Raw genomic sequence first — 18,248 nt, forward strand, 5'->3', positions numbered from 1 at the left:
CCCTCATGTGGGTGACGAACAAACCCCAGGTCGGGCGGGTGGCGCGTTTCCTCATCGACCACCCCGGTTTCCCCGGCGTGGCCCGGGAAGCGGCCGAGATAATGCCCCAACGTCGAGGACTCCAAACATATTGGGAGTCCCCGGAATACGATGGCCTCCACCACCCATATCGATGAGGAGACAGATCCATGACCGTCCATCCACCCGCCGAGCCACCCACCAAAGGCAACCGGGTGATCCTGGCGGTGCTAGCGCTGGCCATCATCGGCGCGCTCGTGGCGGCGGCCATGGCGACCGCCGTCTGATCAGGCGGACGCGCTCTGCCGGTGCACCGCGGAATCCAGGCCCATACCCAGCAGTTCGTCGAATCTGGCCAGCACCTTCTCGTGGTACATGGCGAACAGATCCTCGAACAGCGCCAGCTGCGCCTGGGACGGACCGGACGTGGATTCCCACACCGCCAGCAGCGCCCGCCACACCAGTACGTGCAGATCGGCGGCGGCCGCGAAGAACGCCTCCACCGCCTCCGGCACCTCGAACACCATCTCCCCCACCGAATTGAGCACCGCGCGCTGCATGGTGTGGCCCAGATCGGTCAGCACCAGGCGCACCAGGCCGACCTCGAGCTCGAGCATCCGGGTGCGGTCGGGTTCGGCGCTGCGGGCCTGGGTTTCGAGTTGGTCGACCGCAGCGGTCAGCACCGCGGGCTCGATGCCGCGCTCGGCGGCGGTGTAGTCGAGCAGTGCCTCCAGCACGATGGCGCGCTCAGCCGCCACGATATTGCCGAACATCTCCGCGGCCACCTCGGGCGCGTGCATGGACAGCCGGAACAGCCGCCGATACACATCCACCCCGCCAGCGCGGCGCACATCCCGGACGGTGAAACCGCGGCCGCGATGCGCGTCCACGAAGCCGTAGGACTCCAGGCGGCCCAGCACCAATTGCGCTGTGGCCCGGTTCATATCGAATTCCTCGGCGACCTGGCGGACCGACGGCATCAGATCACCGGGCGCGTAATCACCGGTCGCGACGCGGCGAGCGAGCTCGTCCGCGACATCGGACACGACCGTCTGGGCGCCCATCGTGTCACCTTTCGACAACTTTCGGATACGTCCCAGACAGTTTAGACTTCCGTGTGCCAAACTGCACGTGCATGCGCCGTAGCGGGCCACTCATCGGACCTGGTGAGGGCCACACCGGACGCCGGCGCGGTGCCGCGCACACGACGAGGTGAGCAATGTCGATTCGGCGTATCGGGGAACGGTCGGGCGACGACGGGGGCAGGCCGCAGGTTCGCGGCGCGGTCCGCAATGCGCGAATCGCCAGTCTTCCGGTCGCATTCGCGGGCCGGCAGGCCGCCGGGGTCGGCAAGCGGGCCCTCGGCCGATCCGCGGCCGAGGTGGACTTCGAAATCCGGATGCGCACCGCCCAGCACATTTTCGAGGTACTCGGCGAATTGAAGGGCTGCGCCACCAAACTCGGGCAGTTGCTCTCGCTCTACGAACTCGCGCTGCCCTCGGAGATCGCGTCGCCGTACCGGACCGCGCTCACCCAGCTGCAGGATGCGGTGCCCACCATGCTGCCCGGCACCGTGCACGAGGCCATGGCCGCGGGCATGGGCGAGAACTGGCGCTGGCACTTCACCGAATTCGACGATCGGCGGGCCGCGGCGGCCTCCATCGGACAGGTGCATCGCGCGGTGTGGTGCGACGGGCGGCCGGTGGCGGTCAAGGTCATGTATCCGGGCGCGCACCAGGCGGTGCTCGCCGATCTGGAACAGCTGCGCCGACTCTCGGTGCTGGCCACGGTGTTCGCGCCCGGCGCGGACGTGCCCGCGGTGACCGAGGCCCTCTGCACCTGCGTGGCCGACGAACTCGACTACGCGGCCGAGGCCGACCATCAGCGGCGCTTCGCCGAGGCGTACGCAGACGATCCGGACTTCGCGGTGCCCGGCGTGATCACGCAGCGCGGCGATGTGATCGTGACCGAATGGCTCACCGGCACACCGGTTTCGCGGATCATCGAATCCGGTGCGCCCGAGGAGCGCAGCCGGGTCGGGATGCTCATCATCCGATTCCTGCTGTCGACCTGGTCGCGCACCGGCCTGCTGTACTGCGACCCGCACCCGGGCAATTTCCGGGTGCTGCCCGACGGGCGGCTGGGCGTGGTGGATTTCGGGGCCTGCACGCCCTGGCCGCCCCCGGGCTTCGAGGCACTGGTGGGCGAGGTGATGGAGGCCGCGTTCAACGGCGGCATACCGGAATTGGATGCGGCGGTGCGGCGGCACGGCTTCGTGCGGCCCGGACGCAACTACGACGTGGCAGCGTTGGCCGAGGGGCTCGACGCGGTCGGCGAACCGCTCACCGTGCCCACCTTCCGGCTCACCACCGCCTGGCTGCGCGGCCACGTCCGCTCGGTGCTGGCGCCGCGGTTGTCCAATGTCCACCGGCAACTGGACATGCCCGCCTACTTCACCCCCTTCGCGCGCTCCTTTCTGACCGCGCTGGGCGTGGTGTGCCAATTGGAGACCGAGGGGCCCATCCGAGCCGAATTCGCGCGCTGGTCACCGGAATTGGCCGCGGTCTTCGACCGCTACGACACCCGCCACGCCCAGCCCACCGACCTGGCCGTCGTCCCGCACCTGCGCCCGCCGCCGCCGGATCGCCGTGCGTCGATCGTCGGCTGAACTCCCCACCATCGCAACGGGTCTCGCGCATCGGCCGGCATGAACGACACTCCTGGTCTGCGCTCATGCCGGCCTGCACGCGGTTCAGCTGTTCGGGGTGAGCGCGGGCGGCTGCCAGCTTCCATTGGCGTCGTCGCGTGACCGCCGCGTCCGAATCGCGATACGGCACCGCGTCGTGCGATCAGGTGTTCCGAAAAGAGGTTGGGTGATGGGCGGTCTCGATACCATTCATTGGGAGGTGCGCCATGACGAAGGTGCTCTTGATCACCGGGGATGCCGCCGAGGACCTCGAGGTGATGTATCCCTATCAGCGATTGCTGGAAGAGGGGTACGAGGTCGATATCGCGGCTCCGGCTCGGAAACAGTTGCAGTTCGTGGTCCACGACTTCACCGAGGGGTTCGACACCTATACCGAGAAGCCGGGGCGGACCTGGCCCGCTGATCTGGCGTTCGCGGAGGTTGATCCGAGTCGGTATGCGGCGCTGGTGATTCCGGGCGGGCGGGCGCCGGAGTATCTGCGCGGGGACCAGGACTGCCGGCGGATCGTCCAGCACTTCGCGGAAACGGACAAGCCGATCGCGGCGCTGTGTCACGGACCGCTGATCCTGGCCGCCGCGGGCGTGCTGCGGGACCGGTCCTCGAGCAGCTACCCGGCACTCGAACCCGATGTGGTGGCGGCCGGAGGGCGATGGGTCGACAGCCCGGACCATGTCGACGGCAATCTGATCACCGGGCGCGCCTGGCCCGATCATCCGCAGTGGATGCGCGCTTTCCTCGACGTGCTGCGCAAATCCGCTCCGCCCACCGCCTGACAATCCAGCACATGGTGGCGGCATAGAACAGGATCGGGATCGGGCATAGAACCGATCTATGCATCCATCGGATTGTGAGCGCTACCGGGGGAAGTGCCGGTCCGCGAGGGTTGAGGCATGACCACCGTAACCTTCCGCCGAACCGCTGCCGCAGCTCCCGCCGCACAGGTGAGCACCCCGACGGCTGCGGGCGAGGGGTGGCAGCCGCTGCGGTACCTGGCGCCGAACTGGTTCGCGGCGGTGATGGGCACCGGCATCATCGCCAATGCCGCCGCCACCCTGCCGATGCAGTTCCCCGGATTGAAGGGCGTCGCCACCCTGGTGTGGGCGCTGGCCGCGCTGCTGCTGACCGTGCTGGCCGGGGCCTGGGTCCTGCACTGGCGGCGGTATCCGCAGGAGGCGCGGGCGCACGGACTGCACCCGGTCATGATGCAGTTCTACGGCGCGCTGCCGATGGCCCTGCTGACCGTGGGCGCGGGCACCCTGCTGCTCGGCAAGGACATCATCGGCACGACCGCCGCGGTGACCATCGACTGGGTGTTGTGGTCGGCCGGAACGGTTTTCGGGCTGATAACCGCCGCCGCCATCCCCTACCGGATGATCACCCGCCACACTTTCGATCCCGACTCGGCCTTCGGCGGCTGGTTGATGCCCGTGGTGCCGCCGATGGTGTCCGCCGCGCTGGGGGCGCTGCTGGTGCCGCACACTCCGGCCGGGCAGCTGCGGCTGACCATGTTCGTGGCCTGTCTGGCCATGTTCGGGCTGAGCCTGATCGCCTCGCTGGTCACCATCACCCTGATCTGGTCGCGGCTGCTGCATCACGGCCTGCTGCCGGCCGGAATGGTCGCCACCGTCTGGCTGGTGCTCGGTCCCCTGGGCCAGTCGGTGACCGCCGCGGGCAGCCTGGCCCATGTCGCCCCCGGCGTCGTGGATGACCGCACTGCCGCCGGGCTCGATGTCTTCGCCGTCCTCTACGGCGTTCCCACCTGGGGATTCGCCGTGCTGTGGCTGGCACTGGCCATTGCCGTCACCCGGCACGCCCGCACCTCCATGCCGTTCAACCTGACCTGGTGGGGCTTCACCTTCCCGCTCGGCTGCTGCGTCACCGGCAGCACCGCGCTCTACCAGCACACCGGCGCCGACCTGTTCGCCGTCACCGCCGTGGGCCTGTACGCCCTGCTGGTCGCCGCCTGGGCCGTGGTCGCCGCCAGGACCGTGCACGGCGTGCTGCGGGGCGATCTGCTGCGACCCGTGCGCTGACAGCGCGATCAGCGCACGTCCCGGGTGGATCCGGCCGGATCCACCCGGGACGAATTCGTTGCGATACCACTGAAACGTCCCCGCTGTAACCCCGAGCGCTATCTACTGACAGACGTGAACACGCGTCGATGTATTCGTTGGATGCAGGAAGCGGCGGTTCATGGTGCGACGGGTCGAATCCGAGCACCGGACGCAGCCTGTCACGAGCTCGAGCTCGGGTCGGGAGTTGCGGCTGGTGTCCGGTGACAGCTACGCCAGCTGGGAAGCGGTGTACCGGGACAATGTCACCTGGGTGTACGCGTTGATGTTCGGCAAGGTCGGCAACCGGGCCGACGCCGAGGATCTCACCGCCGAGGTGTTCACGGCAGCGCTCAAACCGCTGCGCATCACGGCGAGCGCGCCGGAGGTGCGGGCCTATCTGCGCGCCACCGCGCGCACGGTGCTGGCCGCGCACTGGAAGGCGCGAATGGGCCGGGAGATCACCACCATCGAGGGCGATATCCCCGATGAACCGCCCGAGGAGTTCCACGACTCCGGGGCGGAGGCCCGCGCCAAGGCGGTGCTGGCCGAACTCCCGGACCGCTACCGCCGCATTCTGGAACTGCGCTTTCTCCAAGGGCTTTCGGTCCGGGAGTCGGCGCAGAGCCTCGGTGTGACGGTGGCGAATGCGAAGGTGTTGCAGCATCGGGCGTTGCAGATGGCGTCCCAGCTGAAAGAGCGAGGTGTGCGGTGAGCGGGCGGGAAGTGCGGCGGTTCGTCGACGAACTACTGGCCGGAAAGAAGTCCACGGGCTTCCGGCCCGATGAGGCCGAGGCCGAGGAGATGCGCACGGCCATCGAACTGCGGGCCGCGCGCCTGGGCAGCGACGCGCCCAGCGAGGAGTTCCTGAGCAGTCTGCAGCGCCGGCTCGCGGCCGAGATGGACGACGAGCCGACCCCCTTGCACCCGGCGAACGGTTACCGCCGCCGGAACCTGCTGATCGGCACCTCCGCGGCCGCGGCCGCCGCCACGGTCGGCGCGGTGGTGGATCGGACCCTGATCGGGCACGGGCAGCCGAGCTCCCCGCCCGCCGCCAAGCAGGCCCCGCTGTCCCCCAATACGGGCGCGTGGCTGCCGATCGCCCGCTCCACGGATCTGCCGGAGGGCGCGACGATCGCGTTCGATGTCGGCACCGTCAATGGATTCGTGCGCCGCGACAAGGGGAACCCGGTCGCGGTTTCCGGCGTGTGCACGCATCAGGGCTGCAAGCTGTGGCTCGACGCCCCGGCCGAGCGCCTGCGCTGCCCGTGCCACTCCACCTCCTTCTCCATCCAGGGCGAGGTGGTCACCCATCAACTGCCGGTGGCGCCCGCGCCCTTGCCCACCGTCCAGGTCCGCGAGAACAACGGCACCATCGAGGTTTTCGCGCCCACCGAACCCGCTTAGCCTCCAATAGTGCTGGTGCACAGCGGTTTCCGTCCCGTGTAACCCCCGCCCCTATCTATGGATGACCGGTTCGCAGCAGCGAACGGAACCATCCCGGATGGAGGCCCGGACCCCATGACACCCACCCGCAGCCGGCGGCGCACAGCCGTCGCCGTCACCGTCGCCGCGGCAGCCCTGCTGACGGCGAGCGCGTGCAGCTCGAACGGCGGCGGCAAAGCCACGGACAATGCCGCCCCCGGCTTCACCTTCGCTTCCGGCACCGCTACGCCCGGCATGGTGCCGGACGGCAGCGGGCCGACCGGTATGCCCGGCATGTCCATGCCGAGCTCGTCCGCCCCGGCGGCGGCACCGGCCGGCCCGAATGCTGTCAACATCGACAATTTCGCCTTCGGGCCCGGCTCCCTGACCGTCAAGGTCGGCACCACGGTGACCTGGACCAACAAGGACGAGGAACCGCACACCGTGGTCGCCAACGACGGCAGCTTCCGCTCGCCGACGCTGGGCAACAACGCGACCTACACCTTCACCTTCTCGAAAGCGGGCAGCTTCGCCTATGTCTGCTCGATTCATCCCTTCATGCACGCGACCGTGGTGGTGACCCAATGAACACTCGCAACCCGGACGATCGGTACGCGGACTTCGAGGACGAGGACGCGGCCCGCGATCCGCAGAAGATGACCCGCCGCCAGCTCATGCGGCACTCCGCCTGGTTCGGCGCGGCCGTGGGCCTGGCGGTGGTGGGCGGCGAGGTGGTCTCGCACGTGGCCGGCACCGCGCTGGCCGCGCCGGCCCGGCCCACGCTGCGGTTCGCTCAGGTCAGTGACAGCCACATCGGTTTCACCGGTACCGCCAACACCAGCGTGACCGATACCTTCACCGAGGCCATCTCACAGGTGAATTCGCTGGGCTACGAGCCCGACTTCGTCATCCACACCGGCGATCTCACGCATCTGGCCACACAGGAGCAGTTCGATCAGGTCCATCAGATGATGCAGGGGTTCAAGACCCCGCACGTGTTCACCGTTCCGGGAGAACACGATTCGAGTGATGACGGCGGTTCCCGATACCGGTCGACGTTCGGGAACGGCACGCGCGGGGGCGGCTGGTACAGCTTCGATATCGCCGGCGTCCACGTGATCGGGCTGGTGAATACGCTCAATCTCAAGGATCTCGGGCACCTCGGGCAGGATCAGCTGGACTTCGTGCAGAAGGACGTGGCCGGATTGTCCAGTGACACACCGATCATCGTGTTCAGCCACATTCCGCTGTTCGCCATGTACCCCCAATGGGGCTGGGGCACAGACGATGCCACCCAGGCGCTCAGCTATATGAAGCGGTTCTCCTCGGTGACCTGCCTCAACGGCCATGTGCACCAACTGTTCACGAAGACCGAGGGCAATGTGACGTTCTACAGCGGCACCACCACGGCGTATCCGCTGCCGAAACCCGGTGACGGGCCCGCACCCAAGCCGGTGACGCTGCCCGCGGGCAAGCTGCACGATGCCCTCGGCATCCGCGAAGTCACGTATCAGAAGGGTCAACAGCAACTCGCTATCAAAGAACAATCGCTGAAATGACCACTGCCCAACGGCGTGTCGCGCGCGGATCTCACATCGTTGTCATTTCGTCAGCATGACCTGGCGATGGAAGATCAGAAACGGAGGGTAATCTACTACGCTGGGCAGTAACAAGATGCTGTGCAGCAGTGCGGCGCACGGCGATTACAGGAGGGAAGCTATGCCACCCCGCCGTTTTCGGACGAACGCCGCAGCGAGCGTATTGATCGCATTGGTGCTGGTGCTGGCGGCCTGCTCGTCCAATCTCCCGAGCGGGAATGTGGGTCCGCGCACTCCGGTCGCGCAGTCCATCACCATCACCCCCGCACAGGGCACGGACAAGGTGGATCCGTCGGCGCCGGTGAAGGTGAGCACCTCCAGCGGCGTGCTGACCGATGTGACGCTCACCAATGAGGACGGCAAGGTCATCGAGGGCACCTACACGCCGGACAAGACGGCATGGAAGCCGAACGATCAGCTGGGCTACAGCCGCACGTACACGCTGAAGGCCTCGGGCATGGACGTGACCGGTCCCACCGGTCCGGTCACCTCCAGCTTCACGACCATCGCCCCGAAGAATCAGACCAAGGTGTATCTGAACACCACGGGCGGGCAGGCGATCGTCGACGGCAACAGCTACGGCGTGGGCATGGTCATCGTCGCGCACTTCGACGAGGACATCCCCGACCGGGCCGCGGCGCAGAAGCGTCTGGTCGTCACCACCGATCCGCCGGTCGACGGCGCCTGGTACTGGATGGACAACCGCAATGCGCACTGGCGGCCCAAGGAGTACTGGAAGACCGGAACCAAGGTGAGCGTGGCGGCCAACCTCTACGGCGTCGAGGTCGGCAACGGCCTGTTCGGCCAGGAGGACTCCAAGGCCAACTTCGTGATCGGCCCGTCGCATGTGTCGATCGCCGACGACAACACCCATCAGGTGCAGGTGTTCGAGAACGGTCAGCTGATCCGCACCATGCCCACCTCCATGGGCCGCGGCGGCAGCGAGACCATCGCGGGCAAGACCTTCACGTTCTGGACCATGCCCGGTACCTACACGGTCATGGACAAGGCCAACCCGGTCATCATGGACTCCTCCACCTACGGCCTGCCGGTCAATTCGCGGCTCGGCTACAAGGAGGCCATCAGCTGGGCCACCCGCATCAGCACCGACGGCATCTATCTGCACGAGCTGGATTCCACGGTGTGGGCGCAGGGCAATACCGACACCTCACACGGCTGCCTCAACCTCAATGCCGAGAACGCGCAGTGGTTCTTCAACTTCGCGAACCCCGGCGACGTGGTCGAGGTGCACAACACCGGCGGCGCACCGCTCGAGGTGTGGCAGAACGGCGACTGGACGCTGAATTGGGATCAGTGGGTGGCCGGTAGCGCCGGCTGAATCCGCTCGCGCGCGGCCAGCTGACCGGTCCGCGCGAGATACCAGGCGGCGACACAGAATTCGGCGGCCACCGTGCCCCACACCAGCGTCCACACCGAGTGGGTGCGCAGGGTGAGGAGCAGCGCGGTGGCCGCCACCGCTGTTCCGATCACCGCGCCGATCATGATGCCGACGGTGTCCTGACGCACCGGCAGGATGGCGGTGGTGACGAACGAGGTGGTGGCGGTGGCGACCAGAATGCAGACCTCCACGCGCAGGATCGGCACCACGGCGCGGAAATCGTCGTCGTAGATGAGCTGCACGGCGAACGGGGCGGTCACCCAGATCCCCGCCACGGCAACGGCGGCCACGATCACGCAGGCGGCCAGGGCGCGCATCTCGTGCCGCCAGAAATTCGGATCGGTGCGCTCGCGAGCCATGCGGGGCAGCAGCGCCAGCCCGATCGGATCGAGTAGCGACTGCACCGCGCGCACGAGTTTGTCACTCGCCGAATACAACCCGAGCGAGGCGGCGTCCAGCACCGAGGAGTAGACGGTGGCGGTGCCCTGGCCGTAGCTGGTCACGAGCAGCCGTGACGCGAGTACGGGCGCGCCGGTGCGCAGGATCATCACGACCTTGGTGGGGCGGCCCGGGCGGCCGAACCGGGTGTGGGCGTCCCGCCAGGTCAGCGCGACGGTGACCACGGACGACAGCAGCAGGCACAGCAGCACCACCTCGGCGTGCGGAAGTCGCGGCAGCACCGCGACCAGCAGCACGAGGTACACCACGCGCCCGGCGATCTGATAGGTCATCGAGGCCCCGAATCTGGCCTGCCCCACCAGCAGCCAGTCCTCGGACATGGACAGGAATCCGCCCACGAACAGCCCCAGCAGGATCATGCGCAGGTGCGGGCCGACGCCGACGGCGAGTCCGGCCGTGAGCGCCACCGCGATGATGCTCAGCCCCGCGCCTCGCACCGCGAGGTAACTCCCCCGCAGCTCGTCGAGCCCCTCCTCGTTCAGCAGCGCGGCCAGAAACGTATTGATGCCGAGGTCCACCAGCAGCGAGCCCAGAAAGTACGCCGACATCCCGATGGCAAGCAGCCCGACCCCGCTCACCCCGAGCGTCCGCGCGGTCAATGGCACGGTCACCGCGGTCACCAGGAACTGCCCGTACTTCCCGAGACTGACGAACCCGATATCCCGCAACACCGACAGCAGCCCATCCTCGGCCACCTTCGCGCGCACCCGCCCGACCAGCGCCGTCCCCACCAGTCGCCGTCCCGCCATAGCGGTCCTCTTTCTCCCCGACCGCGCACTCCGGCCAGACCCCGAAATTCTCCTGCCCCCTCCCCACCCCCGCCACCCCAAACCCCCGACTCACCGCAAAACGTAACCCCCCATTCAAATCCACCACCCAGTCACCCGGGCTGATTCACTACGTCCGCGGCCGTCGAGTACCGCACACCCAACCACCAACCTGTGCAACGGGTTCCAACGTAGGCTCGACGACGCACCGCCCAACCGAAAGGGTGACCGATGTCCGACGACACCATGTTCAGCGTCTACGGCCGAATGACCGCCCTCCCCGGCCGCCGCGACGACCTGATCGCCTTGCTCCAGAACGGATTCCGCGCCGGTGGCCCCACCAGCGGCCTGCTCGCCTACACCATCAACACAGCTCCCGACGACCCCGACACCATCTGGCTCACCCAACTCTGGATCGACAAGCCCGCCCACGACGCAACCACCCGCTCCGAACCGGTAGCCGCCATCACCCGCCAACTGCCACCACTCCTGGCCCGACAACCCGAAGGCTGCTACGGCAACACCATCCACGCCGAGGGCCACACCCCCGAGTAACAAGAAAGCCCGCCGCCTGACCGATGCCCCCGTCAGCGGACCGGCGAGCCCGGGTTCAGCTGCCGATCACCTCGTCGTGTTCCATATCGGCTGCGGGACAAGCGCATTGATCAGTCGGACGACTTCACAAGCCGTGGTCGAAACCCGTTCCACGGGAACGGGATCCGATCGGGAGCGGGTAGCGGTCCTGCTCGACGAGCTGTCGACGCCGGCGCAGGTCGCGCCGGTGAGCGTCGGCTTCGAATTCCTCGCCGCGGGCCTGGTGCCGGAGTGGGCGACCGTCCGCCGTCACATCATGACGAGTTTCGATACCTGGCGCGCGGAACAGACCTGACGTGGGTCCACAATGTCCAGAATGAAGGGGTTGCCCATCGAAAGGTTGTTCCGACGATGAAGTCCACCCGTATAGTCCTGGCCTCCCGCCCGACCGGTATGCCGCAGCCGGAGAATTTCCGCACCGAGACGGTCGAACTGGAGCCGCCGCAGCCGGGCGAGGCGCTGCTGCAGACGCTGTACCTGTCGCTGGACCCGTACATGCGCGGCCGCATGAGCGACGCGCCCTCCTACGCCCCGCCGGTCGAGATCGACGAGACCATGTGCGGCGCGACCGTCTCCCGCGTCCTCGAATCCACCGATCCCGCACTGCGGCCGGGCGATATCGTGCTGGGCTGGGGCGGCTGGCAGACGCACTCGGTCGAGCAGGTGCGGGCTCTGCAGAAACTGGACCCGAGCGCCGCGCCGCTCACCACCGCCCTCGGCATGCTGGGCATGCCGGGTCTGACCGCGTACTCCGGTCTGCTCACCATCGGGCAGCCGAAGCCGGGCGAGACCGTGGTGGTCGCCGCCGCCACCGGACCGGTCGGCTCGACCGTCGGCCAGATCGCCAGGATCAAGGGCGCGCGAGCCGTCGGCATCGCGGGCGGTCCGGAGAAGGTCGCCCTGCTGCGCGAGCGCTTCGGCTTCGACGCCGCCGTCGACCACCGCGCCCCCGACTTCGCCGAGCAGCTGGCCGCCGCGACCCCGGACGGCATCGACGTCTACTTCGAGAATGTCGGCGGCGCGGTCTTCGACGCCGTCCTGCCCCGGCTCAATCAGTTCGCCCGAATTCCGGTGTGCGGCTTGATCGCCAACTACAACGACACCGACCTGCCGCCGGGCCCCGACCGGCTGCCGCTGCTCATGTCGAGCATCCTGCGCCGGAGCCTGACCGTGCGCGGCTTCATCGTGTCCGAGTTCGCCGGCCAGGCCGGTGAGTTCTATCCGGCGGCGGCGCAGTGGATCGCGGAGGGCAAGCTCGTCTACCTCGAGGATGTGGTCGACGGCCTCGACCATGCCGTCGCCGCGTTCCAGGGCCTGCTCACCGGCAAGAATCTCGGCAAGCTGGTCATCAAGGTCTCCGACTGACGGCCCACCCCGGACCTCCGGGACTCCCGTACAGGCGGGCGGAAGTCCCGGAAGCCGTTCTCCTACTTCATGACCGCGATGTACGGTCGCAATCCCAGAGCGATGTCCACACAGACGCCCAGCAGCACGTCCCGCTCCACCGGGTCGAGCGGGTGCTCGAGCCAGAGCCGGGTGCCCAGGATCGGGACGGGAAGCGGCTGCCCGGCCCGATCCCACCAGAAGGACTCGTCGTAGAGATCGTTCGCGATACGGCGCAGGGTCCAGCCGCCGACCGTGCGTACCACGTCGAGGCGGCCGGTCTCCTGTCCCATGCGGTCGAGCACCACGATGCGGAAGAGTTCCGGGGTCCGGGCCTCCTCCGGATCGGGTACGAAGTGGAAAAGCGTTCCCGCCGTGGATCCCACGGCGGTCGAGGTGTCGGCGCGCTGAATGGTGGCCAGCGAGGTCCCGTCGCCCCGGCTGAGCACGGTGGGCGCGGAGTCCTTGGACTCCACCCACACCACCGACCCGTCGGCGTAGGTGATGCGGTGCTTGCCGGTGCCGCCGTTCTTGAAGCCGAACAGGATGGCGGCCTTGGTCGCGAGACCATTGCCCGCGCCCTGCACCCCGGTGGCCAGCGGGTCACCGGGGCCGGCACTGAAGGTGATCTTCAGTGCGTTGCTCACCTTGTGCACGACCCGGCCCTCGATCATCGTCGAGGGGTCCTGCGGCGCTGACATCGTTCGATCGTAGGCCCGCGGGTTCGAGTCCAGCGGTGGTTTCGGCCCGGCACGCCGGGCGCGACGCGCCCCTAGCTATTGGGGAAGCCGACCTTCGCCAGCGCGGTGGTCCAGTCGGTGGCGATCGCCACCTGGGCGTCGACCAGCGCCACCTTGCCATTGCAGACCAGGGTGTGCAGCTTGGTCTCCACGCCGTCCTTGGGATTGTTCGGCCCGGCGCCGGCCTGGTGGCCCGGTGACGGCGGTTCGACCCAGATATTGCGCGGATCGTTGGGGTCGCCGCCCAGCTCCAGCGAGATCAGGTGGTCGTACTCGGCATCGCGGGGGTCGCCGGTGTAGTCGTAGGACTTGATATTGGCGGCCTTCTCCGGATTCGTGATCGACGTGTTGGGCCGAATCGAGGCGGTATAGCCCGACTTACAGATGGTGTCGGCCAGATTCGCCGCTGTCACTTTGGGATTCGTCGCGCCCGGGGTGCAGTTCGGGTCGGGCAGCGGCTGGCCGTCGGCGGTCTTGCGGTAGTGGCAGCTGCCGGGCGCGGGCTGCGCCGCCACCGTGTATGTGCCCTGGGGACCGGGGCCGACCGGAATCGTGCCCTCCTTCTCCTTGGGCGCGGGCTGCGGAACCGCTTGTGCCGGTGCATTGGCCGGATGGGTGGCCTCCCCCTTCGAGCACGCGACCGTCAAACCCAGGACCAGCAGGGCCATCGCAAGCCCTTTGTGCGCCTTCATAACTTCCCCTGCTCGAGCCGGATAGCCGCCTAATTGTGCGCTATCCCTTGGCGATCGGCCACTCGCCACGACGACACTCCGAGCAGAGATGCGGAACCCGGTTACCCGCCGGGCAATACATACCGACCGGTTATGCTGCAACGATGACAGCAGATCTGTCGCACTCCCCCGCGGCAATCCAACCGGTCGGCTCCAATGGCATTCGGGCCCGCGCCCTTGCGCTGGCCGCCCTGCTGCTCGGCTCGGGCGTCCTGCACTTCCTCATGCCCAAGCCCTACGACACCATGATCCCGCCCCAGCTCCCGGGCAAACCCCGTACCTACACCCAGGTTTCGGGCGTGGCCGAGCTGGCTGCGGGCGCGCTGCTCGTGGTCCCCCGCACCCGCGGTCTGGGCGCACGCCTGGCCGCGCTGGTCTTCCTCGCCGTCTTCCCCGCCAACCTACAGCTGACCGCCGACTGGCTGCGCAGCAATCGCCCGCTGCCGCTGAAAATCGGCGCGCTGCTGCGCCTCCCGATCCAGATTCCGCTGATCACCACCGCCCGCAAGATCTACCGCGGCGTGTGACCGGGCGCGCGCCCACCCGAGTGGACCGCTGCCGCCCAGCATGAATCTGAACCGGAGCGAGTCCACAGTTGCTGATGTGTTGTCGGAGAACAGAACACATCCGTTGCCATAGTCCGCGTCAGCGTGGACGAGAACCGGGACGATCATGGGCAGCACCCCGAAACCGAGTGGAGCGAGGCCCTTTACGAGGGTGTTTCGAGCAATCTCACGACTGGTACCCATCACTGTCTCCAGGGCGGATGAATCCCGGCCCGGAAATGATCTGAGTTCGCGGTGAATTAGCCGGTCAGAACTGTCTCCGAACCGAGATCCGATTGCGCTGCAGTTAACAGGAAATTGACAGCTTTCGGCTGGAAATGTCTCGAGGTTCGTGTCGATCTAATTGTCTATGACCCCGATTCAGGCCCCTTCACCGCACGCACGGTGGTTCTGGATCGCGGCCGGCAGTTTCGTCGCCGTGATCTCCCTGGCAGCCCTCAGCGCTCCCACTGCGTTCGCCACGTCTCATGATCAGGCCGGTGTCGGCCAGGTACCCGAGATCACGGCACCCAGCGCTACTGTGATTGCTCCGCACCCCATTTCGGTGACGGCCATCGCCCAGCAGATGCAGACCGCCATCCAGGCGGCCTCGCCCGGCACCAGTGTCGGCATCGACGTGGTGGACACCACCACCGGGGCGGCCATCGCCAGTCTCAATGCCGACGAGCAGTTCTACACCGCCTCGGTGGTCAAGCTGCTCATCGCGCTGGACGCGTTGAAAACCCAGAACTGGCAACCGGATCCGGACACCACGTCCCAGATCACCCGGATGCTGTCCACCAGTGACGACGACATCGCCGACGTGATGTGGGACAACGGCGGCAACAACGCCATCATCGATCGCATGGTCGCCACCATCGGACTGTCCGCGACCACCGCACCGGACGACACCGCCCAGTGGGGCGAAACCCTCACCACGCCACGGGATGTGGTCTCCGTCTTCCACTACATCACCACCGCGATCCCGGCCCCGGCCCGGGACCTGATCGTCGGCGCGCTGCACAACGCCTCCGAGACCGCCGCCGACGGCACCGACCAGTACTTCGGCATCCCCGATGCCCTCACCGGTGCGACCTGGGCGGTCAAACAGGGCTGGATGGATCTGGACTCCTCGACCACCCTGGACACCACCGGCCTGGTCTCCCCCTCCCCCGATCAGCCCTATCGCTATGCCGTGGTGGTGCTGTCCACTCAGCCCGCGGGCACCAGCTGGTCGGTGGCGGGCGCGGCCCTCACCGCCGGGGTGACCCTGCTGCACGCCGCCCTGAAGTGAGCCCGGCGCCGCCGTACCCGAGCATCGTCACCGACCGAGGGCTAAGGTCGGCCGTCGGATTCGGGAGACGGAGGAGGAGCCGGAGTGGTCACGCTGTGGACGATCGCCCGCGAGTGGGGGCGTATCGGCTGCCTCGGCTTCGGCGGGCCACCCGCGCACATCGCCCTGCTCCGGGACCTGTGCGTGCGGAGGCGCGGCTGGCTCGACGCGGCGGAGTTCGAGGACGCCATCGCCGCGACCAATCTGCTCCCCGGACCGGCCTCGACGCAGCTGGCGATCTATACCGCCTGGCGACTGCGCGGCACCGCCGGGGCGCTCGTCGGCGGATGCTGTTTCATCGCACCGGGTTTGGCACTGATCCTGGTCCTGGCCGCGGTCTTCCTGGCGGCGGGCAGCCCGGTGTGGGTGCGGGGCGCCGCGGCGGGGGCGGGGGCGGCGGTCGCCGCCGTCGCGGTGCATGCTGCGATGGGCCTGCTTCCGGCCGGCTGGAGGCGCGCGGGCAACGGCCGAGCCGCTCGGGCCCGCTGGATCTCCTATGCCGCACTGGGAATCGTCTCGGCCGCAGTCCTGGGACCTTGGCTGGTACTGGTCTTGATCGGGGCCGGGCTGGTCGAGGTGGGGATACGCGGCGGCCTGTCCCCGAGCCGGGTATCCGCGTGGCCGCTGGCACCGACGGCCGGGCCGGCCACCGGCGGCCTGGCAGCGCTGTGCTGGGTGGCCTTCAAGGTGGGCGCGCTGTCCTACGGCGGGGGTTTCGTCATCATTCCGCTCATGCAGGCCGATGCGGTCGACCGCTACGGCTGGATGACCGGAGCGCAATTCCTCAATGCCGTTGCGCTCGGCCAGATCACGCCGGGCCCGGTGGTGCAGACGGTGGCGGTGGTCGGGTACGCGGCCGCGGGCGTACCGGGCGGATTGCTGGCCGCCGCGGTCGCTTTCGCGCCGTCGTTCGCCTTCGTGCTGGCCGGCGGCAAGTACTTCGACCGGCTGCGGGCCGACCAGCGCGTGCAGGCGTTCTTCACCGGTGCCGGACCCGCGGTCATCGGGGCGATCGCGGGTTCCGCGATCCCGCTCGCCCTCGCGCTGCACCACCTCTGGCAGTTCGCGGTGCTCGCGGCTGCCGCGGCGTGGCTATTGGCGGCGCGGCGCGGTGTGGTGAGCGCCCTGCTGGGCGCCGGCGCGCTCGGGGTGGCCGCGGCACTGGCGGGCCGGCCCGTCGGCTGAGGTGCGTCAGACCGTGATGCCGAGCGCTCCGGCGACCGCGCGGGTGAGGTGGTCGGTCACCTGGGCGGGGCTCCAGTGGCGGTGTTCGGTGAGGTCGTAGACCACGCGCTCGTCGAAGATGGTGATCCACAGCAGCACCGCGTAGGTGAGGTCGAATTCGGCGGTCTTGCCCTGCCGTGCAGGGGCATTGAGCACCTCGGCGAGCATGTCGTGCAGGGCGGTGATGGATTCGTCGCCGTCGGCCAGCCGTTCGATGAAGCCCCGGGAGCTGCGGATGTAGCGCACGGCCGGACCCCACTGCCCGGCCTGGTCCACCCAGGTGCGGCAGCAGCGGTGGAAGCGTTCGACCGGATCGGGGCCGGCGTCGACGGCGGCCAGCGCCTGCACCAGATGTTCGATGGCGCGGCGATGGAACGCCTGCAGGGCGTCCTGCGGGGTCGGGAAATGCCGGTACGCGGTGGCCACGCCGACACCCGCCGCGGCGGCGAGTTCCGGGATGGAGAAACCGATCCGGCCCGCCTCCAGCAGGCTCTGGACCGCGTCGACCAGCAGCACGCGGCTGCGCTGGGCGTCACTGCGGGTGTTCACGGGCACGCCTCCATCCTGCGCGAGCGCGACGCGGTATCAGTGCACGGCACTCGAGTAGAGAAGTTCTTCTCAGTTCCCTATTCTCTAACAGAGAAGATCTCCTCAATTAGGAGGCCGGGATGCGGGCAGCCGCACCGGGGGCGCTGCTGGTGCTGATCATGGCGCAGCCGAACATGGCGACCGGGATGATGCCGTACTACCGGCACGCCTGGACGCTCGCACCCCTGCTCATCACCGTGATCTTCGCCGCCTACCTGTTCGCACTGACCCCGGCGCTCGCACTGGTGGGTACGCCGCCCACCCGACGGGGCTGGTGGTGGCGCATCGGGGTGGGCAGCGGGTTCGGCATCGCCGCGGATGTGGCCATGGCAGTGGCACATTCGCCGTGGCCGGTGGTCGCCGCGCGGATCTGCGCGGGGCTGTCGGTGGGGTTGGTGACCGGCTCGCTGGCCGGATTGATCCTGGAACGCAAGGGCGAACGCGGGCGCACGGCCATGGCGGTGGCGACCGTGCTCGGCTCGGCGCTGGGGACGCTCGCGGCCGCGGTCGTGGCGCAGTATCTGCCCGCACCCGGGGTGACCGTCTATCTGGGGCACGCGATCCTGCTCGCGGTGACCGCGATGGCGGTGCTGAGCGATCGCGTGGGGGGGGAAAGGGAGGGGGGAGGGGATGGTGTCGCCGTTTTCCAAGCGCAACCCAATAAGAACTGCCGCCCGTCCCCCCGA

Annotated in this window: 19 protein-coding genes and 1 pseudogene; 15 read left to right on the forward strand and 5 right to left on the reverse strand. The window is 68.3% G+C overall.

The annotated features are described in order from the left end of the window. Positions 1-305: 305 nt before the first annotated feature. On the reverse strand, positions 306-1,082 hold the full coding sequence (locus ACFXN1_RS18125; protein ID WP_379436674.1) for a GntR family transcriptional regulator: 777 nt from the start codon (positions 1,080-1,082) through the stop codon (positions 306-308). 155 nt (positions 1,083-1,237) lie between these two features. Between ACFXN1_RS18125 and ACFXN1_RS18130 the strand changes: the two genes are divergently transcribed. From ACFXN1_RS18130 to ACFXN1_RS18165, 8 genes are all read left to right on the forward strand, one after another. Next, entirely contained in the window at positions 1,238-2,686 is a 1,449-nt protein-coding gene (locus tag ACFXN1_RS18130; RefSeq protein WP_379463631.1) for an ABC1 kinase family protein, read from the forward strand. A gap of 245 nt (positions 2,687-2,931) precedes the next feature. Then, on the forward strand, positions 2,932-3,498 hold the full coding sequence (locus ACFXN1_RS18135) for a DJ-1/PfpI family protein (protein ID WP_379445674.1): 567 nt from the start codon (positions 2,932-2,934) through the stop codon (positions 3,496-3,498). 117 nt (positions 3,499-3,615) lie between these two features. Beyond that, positions 3,616-4,758 carry a TDT family transporter gene (locus tag ACFXN1_RS18140; protein ID WP_379445675.1) on the forward strand — a complete coding sequence of 381 codons (1,143 nt, stop codon included), beginning with the start codon at positions 3,616-3,618 and terminating at the stop codon, positions 4,756-4,758. Positions 4,759-4,918: 160 nt separating this feature from the next. After that, the gene (locus ACFXN1_RS18145; RefSeq protein ID WP_379445677.1) at positions 4,919-5,491 is read left to right on the forward strand and encodes an RNA polymerase sigma factor; all 573 of its coding nucleotides are present in this window, start codon (positions 4,919-4,921) and stop codon (positions 5,489-5,491) included. Then, entirely contained in the window at positions 5,488-6,183 is a 696-nt protein-coding gene (locus ACFXN1_RS18150) for a Rieske (2Fe-2S) protein (protein WP_379401536.1), read from the forward strand. The genes ACFXN1_RS18145 and ACFXN1_RS18150 overlap by 4 nt, the downstream gene beginning before the upstream one ends. 114 nt (positions 6,184-6,297) lie before the next feature. Then, entirely contained in the window at positions 6,298-6,789 is a 492-nt protein-coding gene (locus ACFXN1_RS18155; protein ID WP_379445678.1) for a cupredoxin family copper-binding protein, read from the forward strand. Between the two features lie 68 nt (positions 6,790-6,857). Next, complete coding sequence (locus ACFXN1_RS18160; protein WP_379401620.1) at positions 6,858-7,760, forward strand: metallophosphoesterase family protein; 903 nt, start codon at positions 6,858-6,860, stop codon at positions 7,758-7,760. 160 nt (positions 7,761-7,920) lie between these two features. Beyond that, the gene (locus ACFXN1_RS18165; protein ID WP_379445679.1) at positions 7,921-9,138 is read left to right on the forward strand and encodes an Ig-like domain-containing protein; all 1,218 of its coding nucleotides are present in this window, start codon (positions 7,921-7,923) and stop codon (positions 9,136-9,138) included. Here the strand turns inward: ACFXN1_RS18165 and ACFXN1_RS18170 are convergent. Beyond that, a complete protein-coding gene (locus ACFXN1_RS18170; protein WP_379445680.1) occupies positions 9,111-10,406 on the reverse strand; it encodes a lipopolysaccharide biosynthesis protein in 1,296 nt (431 codons plus the stop codon). The two genes, ACFXN1_RS18165 and ACFXN1_RS18170, sit on opposite strands and share 28 nt — an antisense overlap. A gap of 249 nt (positions 10,407-10,655) precedes the next feature. Between ACFXN1_RS18170 and ACFXN1_RS18175 the strand changes: the two genes are divergently transcribed. The 3 genes from ACFXN1_RS18175 (at position 10,656) to ACFXN1_RS18185 (ending at position 12,383) form a co-directional block, all read left to right on the forward strand. Next, positions 10,656-10,979 carry a putative quinol monooxygenase gene (locus ACFXN1_RS18175; RefSeq protein WP_379405581.1) on the forward strand — a complete coding sequence of 108 codons (324 nt, stop codon included), beginning with the start codon at positions 10,656-10,658 and terminating at the stop codon, positions 10,977-10,979. A 133-nt stretch (positions 10,980-11,112) separates the two neighbouring features. Further along, entirely contained in the window at positions 11,113-11,313 is a 201-nt protein-coding gene (locus ACFXN1_RS18180; RefSeq protein WP_379405579.1) for a hypothetical protein, read from the forward strand. 56 nt (positions 11,314-11,369) lie between these two features. Continuing rightward, the gene (locus ACFXN1_RS18185; protein WP_379445681.1) at positions 11,370-12,383 is read left to right on the forward strand and encodes an NADP-dependent oxidoreductase; all 1,014 of its coding nucleotides are present in this window, start codon (positions 11,370-11,372) and stop codon (positions 12,381-12,383) included. Between the two features lie 62 nt (positions 12,384-12,445). Here ACFXN1_RS18185 and ACFXN1_RS18190 read toward each other — a convergent pair whose 3' ends face one another. After that, positions 12,446-13,102 carry a hypothetical protein gene (locus tag ACFXN1_RS18190; RefSeq protein ID WP_379405575.1) on the reverse strand — a complete coding sequence of 219 codons (657 nt, stop codon included), beginning with the start codon at positions 13,100-13,102 and terminating at the stop codon, positions 12,446-12,448. A gap of 71 nt (positions 13,103-13,173) precedes the next feature. Continuing rightward, entirely contained in the window at positions 13,174-13,833 is a 660-nt protein-coding gene (locus tag ACFXN1_RS18195) for a hypothetical protein (RefSeq protein ID WP_379445682.1), read from the reverse strand. Positions 13,834-13,976: 143 nt separating this feature from the next. Here ACFXN1_RS18195 and ACFXN1_RS18200 point away from each other — a divergent pair, with 143 nt between their 5' ends. From ACFXN1_RS18200 to chrA, 3 genes are all read left to right on the forward strand, one after another. After that, positions 13,977-14,399, forward strand: a complete 423-nt coding sequence (locus ACFXN1_RS18200; protein ID WP_379445683.1) for a hypothetical protein — start codon at positions 13,977-13,979, stop codon at positions 14,397-14,399. A 388-nt stretch (positions 14,400-14,787) separates the two neighbouring features. After that, on the forward strand, positions 14,788-15,711 hold the full coding sequence (locus ACFXN1_RS18205; RefSeq protein ID WP_379445684.1) for a hypothetical protein: 924 nt from the start codon (positions 14,788-14,790) through the stop codon (positions 15,709-15,711). Between the two features lie 84 nt (positions 15,712-15,795). After that, the gene (gene chrA / locus ACFXN1_RS18210; RefSeq protein WP_379445685.1) at positions 15,796-16,935 is read left to right on the forward strand and encodes a chromate efflux transporter; all 1,140 of its coding nucleotides are present in this window, start codon (positions 15,796-15,798) and stop codon (positions 16,933-16,935) included. Positions 16,936-16,941: 6 nt separating this feature from the next. Here chrA and ACFXN1_RS18215 read toward each other — a convergent pair whose 3' ends face one another. Then, positions 16,942-17,523, reverse strand: coding sequence for a TetR/AcrR family transcriptional regulator (locus ACFXN1_RS18215; protein WP_379445686.1), 582 nt, complete (start codon positions 17,521-17,523; stop codon positions 16,942-16,944). A 119-nt stretch (positions 17,524-17,642) separates the two neighbouring features. Here ACFXN1_RS18215 and ACFXN1_RS18220 point away from each other — a divergent pair. Further along, positions 17,643-18,248: pseudogene (locus tag ACFXN1_RS18220) on the forward strand (hypothetical protein); the annotation flags it as partial.

Source organism: Nocardia sp. NPDC059154, assembly GCF_042755705.1.
Lineage (GTDB): Bacteria > Actinomycetota > Actinomycetes > Mycobacteriales > Mycobacteriaceae > Nocardia.

What these genes read in the sequence shown, in the direction of transcription:
- ACFXN1_RS18135 (WP_379445674.1), top strand. Translation starts at nt 2,932, where the DNA reads ATGACGAAGGTGCTCTTGATCACCGGGGATGCCGCCGAGGACCTCGAG.
- ACFXN1_RS18155 (WP_379445678.1), top strand. Translation starts at nt 6,298, where the DNA reads ATGACACCCACCCGCAGCCGGCGGCGCACAGCCGTCGCCGTCACCGTC.
- ACFXN1_RS18200 (WP_379445683.1), top strand. Translation starts at nt 13,977, where the DNA reads ATGACAGCAGATCTGTCGCACTCCCCCGCGGCAATCCAACCGGTCGGC.
- ACFXN1_RS18140 (WP_379445675.1), top strand. Translation starts at nt 3,616, where the DNA reads ATGACCACCGTAACCTTCCGCCGAACCGCTGCCGCAGCTCCCGCCGCA.
- ACFXN1_RS18205 (WP_379445684.1), top strand. Translation starts at nt 14,788, where the DNA reads ATGACCCCGATTCAGGCCCCTTCACCGCACGCACGGTGGTTCTGGATC.
- ACFXN1_RS18170 (WP_379445680.1), bottom strand. Translation starts at nt 10,406, where the DNA reads ATGGCGGGACGGCGACTGGTGGGGACGGCGCTGGTCGGGCGGGTGCGC.
- ACFXN1_RS18185 (WP_379445681.1), top strand. Translation starts at nt 11,370, where the DNA reads ATGAAGTCCACCCGTATAGTCCTGGCCTCCCGCCCGACCGGTATGCCG.
- ACFXN1_RS18130 (WP_379463631.1), top strand. Translation starts at nt 1,238, where the DNA reads ATGTCGATTCGGCGTATCGGGGAACGGTCGGGCGACGACGGGGGCAGG.
- ACFXN1_RS18175 (WP_379405581.1), top strand. Translation starts at nt 10,656, where the DNA reads ATGTCCGACGACACCATGTTCAGCGTCTACGGCCGAATGACCGCCCTC.
- ACFXN1_RS18145 (WP_379445677.1), top strand. Translation starts at nt 4,919, where the DNA reads ATGGTGCGACGGGTCGAATCCGAGCACCGGACGCAGCCTGTCACGAGC.
- ACFXN1_RS18195 (WP_379445682.1), bottom strand. Translation starts at nt 13,833, where the DNA reads ATGAAGGCGCACAAAGGGCTTGCGATGGCCCTGCTGGTCCTGGGTTTG.
- ACFXN1_RS18165 (WP_379445679.1), top strand. Translation starts at nt 7,921, where the DNA reads ATGCCACCCCGCCGTTTTCGGACGAACGCCGCAGCGAGCGTATTGATC.
- ACFXN1_RS18190 (WP_379405575.1), bottom strand. Translation starts at nt 13,102, where the DNA reads ATGTCAGCGCCGCAGGACCCCTCGACGATGATCGAGGGCCGGGTCGTG.
- ACFXN1_RS18160 (WP_379401620.1), top strand. Translation starts at nt 6,858, where the DNA reads ATGACCCGCCGCCAGCTCATGCGGCACTCCGCCTGGTTCGGCGCGGCC.
- ACFXN1_RS18125 (WP_379436674.1), bottom strand. Translation starts at nt 1,082, where the DNA reads ATGGGCGCCCAGACGGTCGTGTCCGATGTCGCGGACGAGCTCGCTCGC.